Source organism: Pseudomonas sp. 9.2(2024) (assembly GCF_039695385.1).
In the GTDB taxonomy this organism is placed as follows: domain Bacteria; phylum Pseudomonadota; class Gammaproteobacteria; order Pseudomonadales; family Pseudomonadaceae; genus Aquipseudomonas; species Aquipseudomonas paraglycinae.
Map to the genome: position 1 here is coordinate 5377035 of NZ_CP155585.1, position 13492 is coordinate 5390526.

The 13492-nt window shown below is 59.1% G+C and carries 15 protein-coding genes; 6 read left to right on the forward strand and 9 right to left on the reverse strand.

The window, feature by feature from the left end; genetic code table 11:
* Positions 1–175: 175 nt before the first annotated feature.
* The 4 genes from ABFB52_RS24180 (at position 176) to ABFB52_RS24195 (ending at position 3620) form a co-directional block, all read left to right on the forward strand.
* The gene (locus tag ABFB52_RS24180) at positions 176–1987 is read left to right on the forward strand and encodes a penicillin-binding protein activator (RefSeq protein ID WP_129973048.1); all 1812 of its coding nucleotides are present in this window, start codon (positions 176–178) and stop codon (positions 1985–1987) included.
* Complete coding sequence (locus ABFB52_RS24185; protein WP_007956783.1) at positions 1987–2349, forward strand: YraN family protein; 363 nt, start codon at positions 1987–1989, stop codon at positions 2347–2349. The genes ABFB52_RS24180 and ABFB52_RS24185 overlap by 1 nt, the downstream gene beginning before the upstream one ends.
* 102 nt (positions 2350–2451) lie before the next feature.
* Positions 2452–3045, forward strand: coding sequence for a phosphoheptose isomerase (locus ABFB52_RS24190; RefSeq protein WP_007928463.1), 594 nt, complete (start codon positions 2452–2454; stop codon positions 3043–3045).
* The gene (locus ABFB52_RS24195; protein ID WP_011335871.1) at positions 3042–3620 is read left to right on the forward strand and encodes a BON domain-containing protein; all 579 of its coding nucleotides are present in this window, start codon (positions 3042–3044) and stop codon (positions 3618–3620) included. Before ABFB52_RS24190 ends, ABFB52_RS24195 begins: the two co-directional genes overlap by 4 nt.
* A gap of 51 nt (positions 3621–3671) precedes the next feature.
* On the opposite strand, the gene ABFB52_RS24200 is transcribed toward ABFB52_RS24195, so the two are convergent.
* The 7 genes from ABFB52_RS24200 to rplM form a co-directional block, all read right to left on the reverse strand.
* A complete protein-coding gene (locus tag ABFB52_RS24200; protein WP_007956787.1) occupies positions 3672–4085 on the reverse strand; it encodes a ClpXP protease specificity-enhancing factor in 414 nt (137 codons plus the stop codon).
* A gap of 16 nt (positions 4086–4101) precedes the next feature.
* Positions 4102–4719, reverse strand: a complete 618-nt coding sequence (locus tag ABFB52_RS24205) for a glutathione S-transferase N-terminal domain-containing protein (protein WP_011335872.1) — start codon at positions 4717–4719, stop codon at positions 4102–4104.
* Positions 4720–4866: 147 nt separating this feature from the next.
* The gene (locus tag ABFB52_RS24210) at positions 4867–5649 is read right to left on the reverse strand and encodes a cytochrome c1 (protein WP_007956790.1); all 783 of its coding nucleotides are present in this window, start codon (positions 5647–5649) and stop codon (positions 4867–4869) included.
* Positions 5649–6860 (reverse strand): cytochrome bc complex cytochrome b subunit, encoded by a 1212-nt coding sequence (locus tag ABFB52_RS24215; RefSeq protein WP_007956792.1) that lies wholly within the window; start codon positions 6858–6860, stop codon positions 5649–5651. The genes ABFB52_RS24210 and ABFB52_RS24215 overlap by 1 nt, the downstream gene beginning before the upstream one ends.
* A complete protein-coding gene (gene petA / locus ABFB52_RS24220) occupies positions 6860–7453 on the reverse strand; it encodes a ubiquinol-cytochrome c reductase iron-sulfur subunit (RefSeq protein ID WP_007917031.1) in 594 nt (197 codons plus the stop codon). Before petA ends, ABFB52_RS24215 begins: the two co-directional genes overlap by 1 nt.
* A gap of 268 nt (positions 7454–7721) precedes the next feature.
* The gene (gene rpsI, locus ABFB52_RS24225) at positions 7722–8114 is read right to left on the reverse strand and encodes a 30S ribosomal protein S9 (RefSeq protein WP_007956794.1); all 393 of its coding nucleotides are present in this window, start codon (positions 8112–8114) and stop codon (positions 7722–7724) included.
* 14 nt (positions 8115–8128) lie between these two features.
* Positions 8129–8557: a 50S ribosomal protein L13 gene (gene rplM, locus ABFB52_RS24230; protein WP_003228062.1), complete on the reverse strand. Its 429-nt coding sequence runs from the start codon at positions 8555–8557 to the stop codon at positions 8129–8131.
* 244 nt (positions 8558–8801) lie between these two features.
* Between rplM and ABFB52_RS24235 the strand changes: the two genes are divergently transcribed.
* The gene (locus ABFB52_RS24235; protein WP_085745358.1) at positions 8802–9842 is read left to right on the forward strand and encodes an NADP(H)-dependent aldo-keto reductase; all 1041 of its coding nucleotides are present in this window, start codon (positions 8802–8804) and stop codon (positions 9840–9842) included.
* Positions 9843–9979: 137 nt separating this feature from the next.
* On the opposite strand, the gene ABFB52_RS24240 is transcribed toward ABFB52_RS24235, so the two are convergent.
* Complete coding sequence (locus ABFB52_RS24240) at positions 9980–11116, reverse strand: acyl-CoA dehydrogenase family protein (RefSeq protein WP_085745359.1); 1137 nt, start codon at positions 11114–11116, stop codon at positions 9980–9982.
* 246 nt (positions 11117–11362) lie between these two features.
* On the opposite strand from ABFB52_RS24240, the gene ABFB52_RS24245 reads away from it, so the two are divergent.
* Positions 11363–12259, forward strand: coding sequence for a GlxA family transcriptional regulator (locus tag ABFB52_RS24245; RefSeq protein WP_176240469.1), 897 nt, complete (start codon positions 11363–11365; stop codon positions 12257–12259).
* Between the two features lie 62 nt (positions 12260–12321).
* Here ABFB52_RS24245 and zapE read toward each other — a convergent pair whose 3' ends face one another.
* Positions 12322–13416 (reverse strand): cell division protein ZapE, encoded by a 1095-nt coding sequence (gene zapE / locus ABFB52_RS24250; RefSeq protein ID WP_039766273.1) that lies wholly within the window; start codon positions 13414–13416, stop codon positions 12322–12324.
* Between the last annotated feature and the right edge of the window lie 76 nt (positions 13417–13492).

A 13492-nucleotide genomic window follows, 5' to 3' on the forward strand; every position in this document is an offset into this window, starting at 1 on the left:
TAGCGCGTCGTGCGCCGGTCGACGCGCCCGGGTCGGACACGGTTTGTCGCACCATTGTGAGGCTGCGCACTCTTTGTATCAGCTAAATTGACGGTTTCACGCCAGTAACATCGCGCCCCGGCCAGTGCTTGGGTACAATTCGACGCTAATTTGATCGAGTATCAGGAACACTTACATGATCGCTTGCCTGCGGCTGTTCACTGCCCTCTGCCTCGCTGCCTTGCTGGCGGCTTGCGCCAGCTCCCTTTCCTCCAGCCTTGGCGAACTTCCACGGACCCCGGATGCCACCATCGAGCAATTGCTCGAACAGGCTGCCCAGGCCAAATCGCCGGACAAGGCTGCACTGCTGCGCTTGAGTGCGGCAGACATGGCGTACCGCCAAGGCAATGCCGGACAGTCCGCGCAAATCCTGCAGCAAGTGCCGATGGAGCAACTCCAGCCGGGCCAGCAGGCATTTGCCAGCACGCTGTCTGCTGAGCTGGCCATGACTCGCAACCAGCCGAAAGCCGCGCTGACTGCCTTGAGCCATCCAAGCCTGCAACGCCTGAGCGAAATGTCGGTACCGCTGCAAGTTCGCGCCGGCACCGTTCACGCCCGCGCCCTTGAAGCCGACGGTCAGACCCTGGCCGCCGCCCGCGAGCGCATCTTCATCGCGCCGATGCTGGAAGGCGAAGCTGCCAGCAAGAACCACGAAGCGATCTGGACCCTGATTGCGTCGCTGCCGGCCGATCAACTGCAAGCGAACACCACCGATGACCTCGGCGGCTGGATGAGCCTGGCCCTGGCGGTGAAAACCGCCGGCACCCTGGAACAGCAGCAAGCCGCCATCGACAACTGGCGCAACCAGCATCCAAAGCATCCAGCCGCAATCAACCTGCCGCTGCCCCTGACCAAACTCAAGGAACTGGCCAGCCAGCCCCTGAGCAAGATCGCCCTGCTCCTGCCGCAGGACGGCCAACTGGCCTCGGTCGGCAAGGCCCTGCGTGACGGCTTCATGGCCGCGCACTATCAGGCTCAGCAAGCCGGTCAGAAACCGCCGGCCATCGAGTTCTATGACAGCTCGAAACTGACCAACCTCGACGAGTTCTACCGCAAGGCCCAGGCCGATGGCGTGCAACTGGTCGTCGGCCCGTTGGAGAAACCGCTGGTCAAACAGTTGAGCACTCGCCCGCAACTGCCGATCACCACCCTCGCCCTGAACTACAGCGAAGGCGATCAAGGTCCGGCGCAGCTGTTCCAGTTCGGTCTGGCCGCTGAAGACGAAGCCCGCGAAGTCTCACGCCGCGCCCGTGCCGACGGTCTGCATCGCGCCGCCATCATGGTGCCGAAAGGCGAATGGGGCGACCGCGTCCTGCGTGCTTTCAGCCAGGACTGGCAAGCCAACGGCGGCAGCATTGTCGCCACCGAACGCGTCGACCAGCCGGTGCAACTGGCCCAGCAGATCGCCGACATGTTCCAGCTGCGTCAGAGCGAAGCTCGCGCCAAGAGCCTGCAGAATGCTGCCGGCACCAACGTTGCCGCCCAGCCTTCGCGTCGCCAGGACATCGAATTCATCTTCCTCGCCGCCACCCCTCAGCAGGCGCAGCAGATCAAGCCGACCCTGAACTTTCAGTACGCCGGTGACGTGCCGGTCTATGCGACCTCCCACGTGTTCAGCGCCAGCGGTGACGTGAACCAGTACAACGACATGAACGGCGTGCGCTTCTGCGAAACCCCGTGGCTGCTGGAAACCAGCGATCCGCTGCGTCAGCAGGTCACCGCGCAATGGCCACAAGCTGCCGGTAGCCTCGGTCGCTTGTATGCGATGGGCGTCGATGCCTATCGTCTGGCGCCACGTCTGGATCAACTGAAAGCATTGCCGGACAGCCGCATCGAAGGCCAGTCGGGCAGCCTGGGAATGACCCAGTCCCAACGCGTCGTCCGTCAGTTGCCATGGGCACAGTTCGTCAGCGGTCAAATCCAGCGCCTGCCGGACACTCCACGCTGATGCCCGACAGGTCACACCTGCAAAGCGGCAAGGATGCCGAGCGTCAGGCGCTCGAGCATTTGCAACACCAGGGTCTGCGCCTGCTGGCGCAGAACTGGTTATGTAAACGCGGTGAGCTTGATCTGGTCATGCTTGATGGCGATACAGTAGTATTCGTCGAAGTCCGTTACCGAAAGAACACTCAATGGGGTGGCGCACTCGACAGCATCGATGGGCGCAAACGGCAGAAACTGATTTTCGCCGCACAGTATTTTCTTCAGCGCGAGTCGCGTTGGGCCAATTCCCCCTGCCGCTTCGACGTGGTGGCCATCGACAGCCACCAGGGTCAGCTGAACTGGTTGCAGAATGCGTTCGACAGTTGACCGCCTGCTCCGACCCGGACACTTTCACTCAACACTTTTGCTCTTTGCTTTGCGGGCTGCACATTCACGTGCCGGACAGCCGCGCTAATTAAGGTCACACAGATGGACATGCAATCCCGAATTCGCCAGCTTTTCCAGGCCAGCATCGACACCAAGCAACAGGCGATGGACGTACTTGCACCGCACATCGAGCAAGCCAGCCAGGTGATGGTCAACGCACTGCTCAATGAGGGGAAAATGCTCTCATGCGGCAACGGCGGCTCGGCCGGCGATGCCCAGCACTTCTCCTCGGAGCTGCTCAACCGGTTTGAGCGCGAGCGCCCTAGCCTGCCGGCGATCGCGCTGACCACCGACAGCTCGACCATCACCTCGATCGCCAACGACTACAGCTACAACGAAGTGTTCTCCAAGCAGATCCGCGCACTCGGCCAGCCGGGTGACGTATTGCTGGCGATTTCGACCAGCGGCAACTCGGCGAACATTATTCAGGCGATCCAGGCCGCACATGATCGCGAAATGATTGTCGTAGCATTGACCGGACGCGATGGCGGCGGCATGGCTTCGCTGCTACTGCCCGAAGACGTCGAGATTCGCGTACCGGCCAACGTCACCGCACGTATTCAGGAAGTCCACTTGCTGGCGATCCATTGCCTTTGCGATCTGATCGACAGCCAACTGTTCGGGAGTGAAGAATGACCCCTAATCGCCTTGGCCTTCTGGCCTTGACCCTGTGCCTCGGCATCAGCGGCTGCACCTCGGTGGTGAATGCCAGCCGTGAAGCGCCGATCGAAGACGACCGCGGCACCCGCACTTTCGGCAGCAAGATCGATGACTCGCTGATCGAAACCAAAGTCGGCGTCAACGTGGCCAAGGCCGATCCGGCCCTGGACAACGACTCGCACATCGTCGTCACCAGCTTCAACGGCGTCGTTTTGCTGGCTGGCCAGACCCCGCGCGCAGACCTCAAGGAAAAGGCCGAACAGGCCGCCGCCAACGTTCAGCGCGTGAAAAAGGTCCATAACGAACTGCAAGTGTTGCAGCCCTCCTCCCTGCTGGCCCGCCAGAACGATGCCTGGCTGACCACCAAGATCAAGACCCAGATGCTCACCGACGCCAGCATTCCCGGCTCGCGGATCAAGGTCGTGACCGAGAACGGCATCGTTTACCTGCTTGGCCTGCTGACCAAACAGGAAGCCGCCCAGGCGACCAACCTGGTTCAGGGCGTTTCCGGCGTACAGAAGATTGTGAAGCTGTTCGAATACATCGACTGACCCGCAAAACGCAGGCACAAAAAAGGCGATCCAACCGGATCGCCTTTTTTATTACTTCACCACTTTCAGGCTTGGCCGGCCGCTTGGGCGCGGCGGCTCGCTGTCCGGTGGCGGAACATCGTCATCCTGCTCGATCTCGTCTTCGTCATCCATCGGCGACTCCAGATCGAACACCATGCCTTGACCGTTCTCCCGGGCATAGATCCCCAGGATTGCAGCAATCGGCACGTACAGACTGTGCGGGACGCCACCGAAGCGACCTTCGAAGGTCACAACGTCGTTGTCCATGTGCAAGTGCCGCACGGCACTCGGCGAAATGTTCAGGACAATCTGCCCGTCACTGGCAAAGCCCTGTGGCACCTGCACCGCCGGGTACTCGGAATTGACCAGCATGTGCGGGGTGCAATCGTTATCCACAATCCACTCGTAGAGCGCGCGGACCAGATAAGGTCGACTGGAGTTCATAGCGGCTCCTTAAGCCTTAGCGCATGTCGCGTTCGACACCAGACAGACTCGCCTGGAAAGCCTCACGCGCAAACTGACGCTCCATATAATCAAGCAGCGGCTTGGCCGGCCGCGGCAGTTCTATACCCAGAATCGGCAAACGCCAGAGTATTGGCAATAGGCAGCAATCCACCAGACTTTGTTCCTCACTGAGGAAAAACGGCTTGTCGGCAAACAGCGGCGACACGCCCGTCAGGCTTTCGCGCAATTCCTTGCGCGCCACGGCACGGGCCGCTTCCTTGGTGCGCGAATCCAGAATCAGATCCACCAGACCACACCAGTCACGCTGAATGCGGTGAATCAGCAGACGGCTGTTGGCACGCGCCACCGGGTACACGGGCATCAATGGCGGATGCGGGTAACGCTCATCCAGGTATTCCATCACCACGGTCGACTCCCACAACGCCAGGTCACGATCGACCAGCGTGGGCAGACTGCCGTAAGGGTTCACTTCAATCAGTTTAGGCGGCTGACGACCAGCCTCCACAAAAATGATTTCGGCGCTGACACCCTTCTCTGCAAGCACGATGCGCACTCGGTGGGAATAGTGGTCGGCGGGGTCGGAGTAACAGGCCAACCGATTGGTCACGCCCATGGCGATCCTCCTCGCTTGTTGAAATAGTCGGAGCCGGAAAAACGCGCGCGCCCAGAGGGCGCCTCCCGCAACGGCTGGCGAACCAGGCGTTGCGTTTCAGAGGCGCCCTTGGGCGCGCGCGATTAACAGCAATTGCTTGAAGCGTTATCAGTGCACGTCTTTCCAGTATTCACGCTTGAGCAGGTAGGCGAACACAAAGAAGAACGCCAGGTACAACAAGACGTAAGTACCGATGCGCTGATGTTGCAGCTTAACCGGGTTAGCCGAGTAAGCCAGGAAGGTTACCAGATTCTTGACCTTCTCATCGAACTGCTCTTCGTTGAGGGTTCCGGTTTTCGGCACGATGGTCAGCTGATCGCACGCTTCATGAGTCAGAGGCGTACCGGTCAGCGGGTCATATTGCTTCTTGCCGTCTTCGACGATCTGCACCTGTTTGCAACCTACGACTTGACGACCTTGCAGGCCGACCAGCACGTTAGGCATGCCGACGTTCGGGAAGACCTTGTTGTTCACGCCCCATGGACGTGCAGGATCTTCGTAGAACGACTTGAGGTAACCGTAGAGCCAGTCAGTGCCGCGAACACGAGCCACCAGGGTCAGGTCCGGCGGCGCTGCGCCGAACCAGGTCTTGGCGTCGGCCGGTTGCATGCCGATGTTCATGTGATCGCCGATCTTGGCGCCGGTGAACACCAGTTTCTCCAGCATCAGTTCGTGCGGAACGCCGAGGTCATCGGCCACACGCTCGTAACGCTGAAACTTGGCACTGTGGCAACCCATGCAATAGTTGGCGAAGGTACGCGCACCATCCTGCAAGGCAGCCTTGTCGGAAACGTCGATGTCGACCTTTTCCAGTTCCGGACCACCGTGTTCGGCCGCGAAAGACAGCACTGGCAGAGCAGCAAAAATCAGAGCAAAAAATAACTTTTTCATCAGCCAGTCACCCTTTCCGGAACCGGTTTGGTCTTCTCGAGCCTGGTGTAGAACGGCATCAGAATGAAGTAGGCGAAGTACAGGAAGGTGCAGACCTGCGACAGCAGCGTACGGCCTGGCGTCGGGGCCAGAACACCCAGAATGCCGAGGATCACGAACGAAATGCAGAACACCACCAGCCAGATCTTGCTCATCCAGCCTTTGTAGCGCATCGACTTGACCGGGCTGCGGTCGAGCCACGGCAGGACGAACAGCACCGCAATCGCCGCCCCCATGGCGATAACACCCATGAGCTTGTCAGGGACCGCACGCAAGATTGCGTAGAACGGTGTGAAGTACCAGACAGGTGCAATGTGCTCAGGGGTCTTGAACGGGTTGGCTTGCTCGAAGTTAGGCTTTTCGAGGAAGTAACCGCCCATTTCCGGGAAGAAGAACACAATGAAGCAGAAGATGAACAGGAACACCACGACGCCGACGATATCTTTTACGGTGTAGTACGGGTGGAAGGCGATACCGTCCAGCGGGATACCGTTTTCGTCTTTGTGCTTCTTGATGTCCACGCCGTCCGGGTTGTTCGAACCGACTTCGTGCAGCGCCAGGATGTGCAGCACCACCAGACCGAGAATCACGATCGGCAGGGCAACCACGTGCAGGGCGAAGAAGCGGTTCAGGGTGATCCCGGAAATCAGGTAGTCACCGCGGATCCACTGGGTCAGGTCGTTGCCGATGACCGGGATCGCGCCGAACAGCGAAATGATAACCTGGGCACCCCAGTAGGACATCTGGCCCCACGGCAGCAGGTAACCCATGAAGGCTTCGGCCATCAGCGCCAGGTAGATCAGCATCCCGAAGACCCACACCAGCTCGCGCGGTTTCTGGTACGAACCATAGAGCAGGCCACGGAACATGTGCAGATAGACCACGATGAAGAACGCCGAAGCGCCGGTGGAGTGCAGCAGGCGCAGGATCGAACCGTACTCGACGTCGCGCATGATGTATTCGACGGAGGCGAACGCCTCTTCCGCCGACGGGGTGTAGCTCATCGTCAGCCAGACACCGGTGACGATCTGGTTGACCAGAACGAGCAGCGCCAGCGAGCCGAAGAAGTAGAAGAAGTTGAAGTTTTTTGGAGCGTAATACTTGCTGAGATGGTCTTCCCACATCTTGGTGGCGGGGAAGCGCGCATCAACCCAATCCATGAACTTGCTCATCACGCTTTCTCCGTATCGACGCCAATGACAATCAGGTCATCGGTCTCATAGGAATGCGGGGGTACTGGCAGGTTCAAAGGCGCAGGTTGCGACTTGTAGACGCGGCCAGCCAGATCGTAGTGGGAACCGTGGCAAGGGCAGAAATAGCCGCCTACCCAGTCTTTGCCCAGATCTGCGGGTGCCACTTCGGGACGGAAGGTCGGTGAGCAACCCAGGTGAGTGCAGATCCCGATCAGCAGGAGGATTTCCGGCTTGATCGAACGCACTTCAGGGTCGACATAAGTGGGTTGCGTGGAGTTTTTGGAGGTCGGATCGGAGAGCTGGCCCTCGATCTTCTTGAGATTCCCCAGGATTTCCTCGGTACGGCGGACAATGAACACCGGCTGGCCGCGCCATTCAGCAATCATCTGCTGTCCTGGCTCGATTTTGCTGACATTCACTTTCACCGGTGCTCCGGCAGCCTTCGCCTTGGCACTGGGAAACCATGACCCCACGAACGGGACCGCAGCCCCCACCGCTCCTGCAGCACCCACCACGGATGTGGCTGCTACCAAGAAGCGACGCCGGCCTGCATTCACGCCGTCATTGCTCATTCAGTCCTCTCCCATCAGCTTTGTGGCCTGTTAAATCAGGCGTCTACTAAATTGAAACTATGTACTTATAAAAATTTTGCCGAATGGTAATGAAAACCCCCAATTCTGACAAGGTAATTACCCGGAGGGCTGGCCCTCAAGCCTTGTAGTATAGGGGGTCTACGAATGTGGCAAGTTGTCACAGCGCAATTATTCAAGAAATCGCACGCATAAAAAAACGCCCGGTTCCGTGAGGAATCGGGCGTTCTTTTTGAACGTGGAAGCGAAATTAACGCTTCGAGTACTGCGGACGCTTACGCGCTTTACGCAGACCAACTTTCTTACGTTCAACTTCACGGGCGTCGCGGGTAACGAAGCCAGCTTTGCGCAGAGCGCTACGCAGGGTTTCGTCGTAGTCCATCAGAGCGCGAGTGATGCCGTGGCGGATTGCGCCAGCTTGACCACTTACACCACCACCGATGACGGTGACGTAGATGTCGAACTTCTCGACAGTCTCAGTCAGTTCCAGCGGCTGACGAACTACCATGCGGGCAGTTTCGCGACCGAAGAACGTGTCCAAGGAGCGGTTGTTGATGGAGATGTTACCAGTACCCGGACGCAGGAAAACGCGTGCGGTTGCGGTCTTGCGACGGCCAGTGCCGTAATTTTGAGTCGCCGACATAATGAACTATTCCGTTAAATCTTCAGTTCTTGGGGCTGCTGAGCAGTATGAGGGTGTGCAGCGCCCGCATAGACTTTCAGCTTACGGTACATGTCGCGACCCAGTGGGTTTTTAGGCAGCATGCCTTTAACCGCGGTCTCGATCACGCGCTCAGGGGCCTTGGCGATCAGCTTTTCAAAGTTGATCGACTTGATGCCGCCCGGGAAACCGGAGTGGGAGTAGTACATTTTGTCAGTGGTTTTAGCACCGGTAACACGGATCTGCTCGGCGTTGATTACGACGATGTAGTCGCCGGTGTCAACGTGAGGAGTGTACTCAGGCTTGTGCTTGCCACGCAGACGGCTCGCGATTTCGGTGGCCAGACGACCCAGGGTCTGACCAGCAGCGTCGACGACAAACCAGTCGCGCTTTACTGTTTCCGGTTTAGCAGTAAAAGTTTTCATTCTTTATAGCCTCAGGGGCCGCCTGTAAATAAGACGGCGGATCTTACTGAATAGTGCGTACTTTGACAAGTCAAAGGCAGCCGGATACAGACGCTTTCGGGGGCTCGGGTCGGCGCGTCCGTTCAACGGCAAGATTCTTCGGCGGCGGCGCATCACTTCCACTGCAGAAAGAGGTCGGCAATTATGCAGATTGCGAAAAAAATTTCAACCTGCTTTTATGCTTGTTTTGCCCAAGGAGCACCCGATGGACTATCGCCAGCTAGGCCGTACCGACCTGAACGTGAGTGCAATCTGCCTCGGCACCATGACCTGGGGCGAGCAAAACACTGAAGCTGAAGCCTTCGCCCAGATCGAACGGGCAAAAGAGGCCGGGATCAATTTCCTCGACACCGCCGAGATGTACCCGGTGCCGCCGAAAGCCGAAACCTACGCCACCACCGAGCGCTACATCGGCAATTACTTCAAGAGCCGTGGCGACCGCGCCGACTGGATTCTCGCCAGCAAGATCGCCGGCCCCGGCAACACCATCGACTACATCCGCGACAAGAACCTGCGCCACAACCGCCACCACATCACCGAGGCCGTGGACGCCAGCCTCAAGCGCCTGCAGACCGACTACATCGATCTGTATCAATTGCACTGGCCGGAGCGCAGCACCAACTTTTTCGGACAACTGGGCTACAAGCACCAGACCGAAGCCAACCTGACGCCGCTCGAAGACACCCTCGAAGCGCTCGATGAGCAAGTGAAGGCCGGCAAGATCCGTCACATCGGCCTGTCCAACGAGACCCCGTGGGGCACCATGCGCTTTCTCGCCCTCGCCGAAGCCCGCGGCTGGCCGCGCGCCGTGTCGATTCAGAACCCGTACAACCTGCTCAACCGCAGTTTCGAGATCGGCCTGGCGGAAATCGCCATCCGTGAACAGTGCGGCCTGCTCGCCTATTCGCCGCTGGCGTTCGGTTTCCTGTCGGGCAAGTACGAAGGTGGGGCGCGTCCGCCGAAAGGCCGCCTGAGCCTCTACAGCCGCTTCAGCCGCTATTTCAACCCGCAATCGGAGGCGGCCTGCAGCCGTTACGTGGCGCTTGCCCGTGAACACGGCCTGGATCCGGCACAAATGGCCCTGGCCTTTGTGAATCAGCAACCGTTCGTCACCAGCAACATCATCGGAGCGACAACGCTGGAGCAACTGGACAGCAACATCGCCAGCTACGAGCTGAAACTGTCGAAGGAAGTGCTGGAAGGGATCGAAGCGATTCACAAGGATCATCCGAACCCGGCGCCGTGATCCAGGACGATGATCGTTCCCACGCTCAGCGTGGGAACGCATACCGCGATGCTCCGCGTCACTCCCAAAGCGGACGCAGAGCGTCAATGGCGGCATTCCCACGCAGAGCGTGGGAACGATCACACTCACTGCAAAACTCAAAGCGACCGCGCAATGATCTCCTTCATGATTTCATTGGTGCCGGCATAGATCCGCTGCACCCGCGCATCCGCCCAGGCCCGGGCCACCGGGTATTCCCACATGAAACCGTAGCCGCCATGCAGCTGCACGCACTCGTCGAGCACCTTGCATTGCAGGTCGGTGCCCCAGTACTTGGCCATCGCCGCCGTCGGCACGTCGAGCTTGCCTTGCAGATGCAGCTCCAGGCAGCGGTCGACGAACACCCGGCCGATCTGAATCTCGGTGGCCATTTCCGCCAGTTTGAAGCGGGTGTTCTGGAAGTCGGCAATCGACTTGCCGAACGCCTTGCGCTCGCGGGTGTAATCCAGCGTCCACTGAAGCGCCGCCTCGGCTGAAGCCAGACCGCCAATCGCCACGGTCAGACGCTCCTGCGGCAGTTCCTGCATCAGATAGGCAAACCCTGCCCCGGCCTGACCCAGCAGGTTTTCTTTCGGCACTCGCACGTCCTGGAAGAACAATTCCGACGTGTCCTGCGCCTTCATTCCGACCTTCTCCAGGCGCTTGCCCTTGTCGAAGCCCGGCGTGTTCGACTCCACCAGAAACAGGCTGGTGCCCTTGGCGCCGGCCTTGGGATCGGTCTTGGCGACAACGATCACCAGATCCGCCAGGAAGCCATTGGTGATAAAGGTTTTCGAGCCGTTGATCACATATTCGTCGCCATCCAGCACCGCCGTGGTCTTGACCCCTTGCAGGTCGGAACCGGCACCCGGTTCAGTCATGGCGATCGCGGTGACCATCTCGCCGGACACCAGTTTCGGCAGGTACTTCTGCTTCAGCGCCTCGCTGCCGTAATGCAGGATGTACGGCGCAACAATGTCCGAATGCAGCGAGAAACCGATGCCGGTCAGGCCCAGCCGCCCTACTTCTTCGATCACGACCGCACTGTAAAGAAAGTCCGCCCCCAACCCGCCGTATTCCTCCGGCAGGTGCGAGCACAGCATCCCCGCCTCCCCCGCCTTGTTCCACAGTTTGCGGTCGATGTAGCCTTGTTTTTCCCATTGCCCATGGAACGGCACGGCCTCTTTTTCGAGGAATGTTCGTACGCTGTCGCGGAACAATTCGTGCTCGGAGCTGAACAAGGTTCTGGGAATCATGCGGCACCTTTTCTTTATTGTTGGAGGGATCAGACCTTTAGAGACTAAGCCTCGCTTCCGATACAGGACACTGGACACATCCGACAAAAAATAAGACGATCCAGCCGTCTGGTGACCACTTTCCCTTATAAAAACAAAAGTTGAATTATGTCCAAGCAAGTCTCCACGCCCTTGCGGCGCGTCAGCATCCTGGCGATCGACCGGGTTTTCGCTTCCACCCTCATGCAAGCCAAGGATTTCTTCCATCTGGCCAGCCTGCGTTACGGCAAACAACTGGGCCACGGCCTGACTCCGGCGTTCGAAACCCGCCTGGTCAGTCCCGACGGCAAACCGGTGAACAGCTTCAGTGACGTGGTCATGCCGGTGGACGGTAGCCTGGAAAACGCCGACGTCATCATCCTCCCGGCGTTCTGGGACGATTTCGATACGCTGTGCCAACGTTATCCACAGATCCTGCCGTGGCTTCGCGAACAGCATGCCCGGGGCGCCGTGCTCTGCGGCGAGGCCACCGGGGTGTTCTGGCTGGCCGAGGCCGGGCTGCTCAACGGCAAGGAAGCGACCACCTACTGGCGCTTCTTCAACGCCTTCGCCGAGCGCTTCCCGCAGGTCTACCTCAATCAGGACAAGCACCTGACCGACGCCGACAACCTGTATTGCGCCGGCGGTACGACCTCGGCCTGCGATCTCTACATTTATCTGATCGAGCGCTTCTGCGGCGCCAACGTGGCTCAGGCTGTGGCCCGCGACATTCTCTATGAAGTGCAGCGCAGCTACGCCCCGGGACGCATTGGTTTCGGCGGTCAGAAGTTGCACCAGGACGTGATCATCCTACAGATCCAGCACTGGCTCGAAGAGCATTTCGCCGACAAGTTCCGCTTCGAAGACGTGGCGCGCGAGCACGGCATGAGCATCCGCAACTTCATGCGCCGCTTCCAGACCGCCACCGGCGACAAGCCGCTGCACTATCTGCAACGGCTGCGCATCGAGACCGCCAAGGGCTTGCTCTCCGGCAGTCGCAAGAGCATCAAGACCATCAGCTACGAAGTCGGCTACGACGATGCGAGCTTCTTCGCACGGCTGTTCCGCCAGCACACCGAACTGTCGCCGAACCAGTACCGGCAGCAGTTCCAGCAAGCTGCCTGACGATTCGACCAGACACAAAAAAGGGCCTGCATGTGCAGGCCCTTTTTGTTTGCCGAATCCGCTTAAGGCTTGTGTGCCCGGGACAGGAATTCGTGGGATTGCATTTCCAGCAGACGGCTGAGGGTACGCTGGAACTCGAACGTCAGGCGTCCGCCGGTGTACAGGTCTTTCAACTCGACTTCGGCAGAAATGATCAGTTTGACGTTACGGTCGTAGAACTCGTCGACCATGTTGATAAAGCGACGGGCGATGTCGTCGGTGGTGACGCTCATCTGCTCCACGCCACTGAGCAGCACGGCGTGGAAGATCTTGCCCAGTTCGATGTAGTCGTTCTGGCTGCGCGGGCCGTCGCACAGTTCGCGGAAGTCGAACCAGGCCACGTCGTCGCAAGTGCGCAGGGCACGGATTTCGCGATTCTCGATGATCAGCACATCGTTTTCCACTGCCGCCGTACATTCCGGGGTCAGTGCCTTGAAGCTCTTGCGCAGGCTTTCGTGAGCAGCTTCGTCGAGCGGGAAATGGAACAGCTCCGCTTGTTCGAGGTGGCGCAGACGGTAGTCGACGCCGCTGTCGACGTTGACGATCTCGGTGTTCTGCTTGATCAGCGCGATGGCCGGCAGGAAGCGCGCGCGTTGCAGGCCGTCCTTGTACAGGCCGTCCGGCACGATGTTCGACGTGGCGACCAGGGTCACGCCGTTCTTGAACAGTTCTTCCATCAGCGTGCCGAGGATCATGGCGTCGGTGATGTCGGAAACGAAAAATTCATCGAAGCAGATGACCCGCGACTCAGTCGCGAAGCGCTTGGCGATGATGGTCAGCGGGTTTTTCTCGCCGCCGAGGGTCTTCATCTCTTCGTGCACGCGCTTCATGAAGCGGTGGAAGTGAGTGCGGGTCTTTTCCTTGAATGGCAGCGCTTCGAAGAAGGTGTCCACCAGGTAGGTTTTGCCGCGACCCACGCCGCCCCAGAAGTACAGGCCCTTGACCGGCGTCTGATCCTTTTTGCCAAACAGCTTGCCCAGCAAACCCGGCTTGTTCTGCTCGGCCGCGATCAGATCGTCGTACAGGCGTTGCAGATGACGCACAGCAGTTTCCTGCGCCGCATCATGGAAGAAGTCCGGGCGTTTCAGATCAGCTTGATATCGTTCTAGGGGCGTCATAATTCGTTAGCAAGGCAACAAAAACGGGCCGTCACTGTAGCGATGGCCCGTGGGAATGGCAATCGGCCCTTGGTCG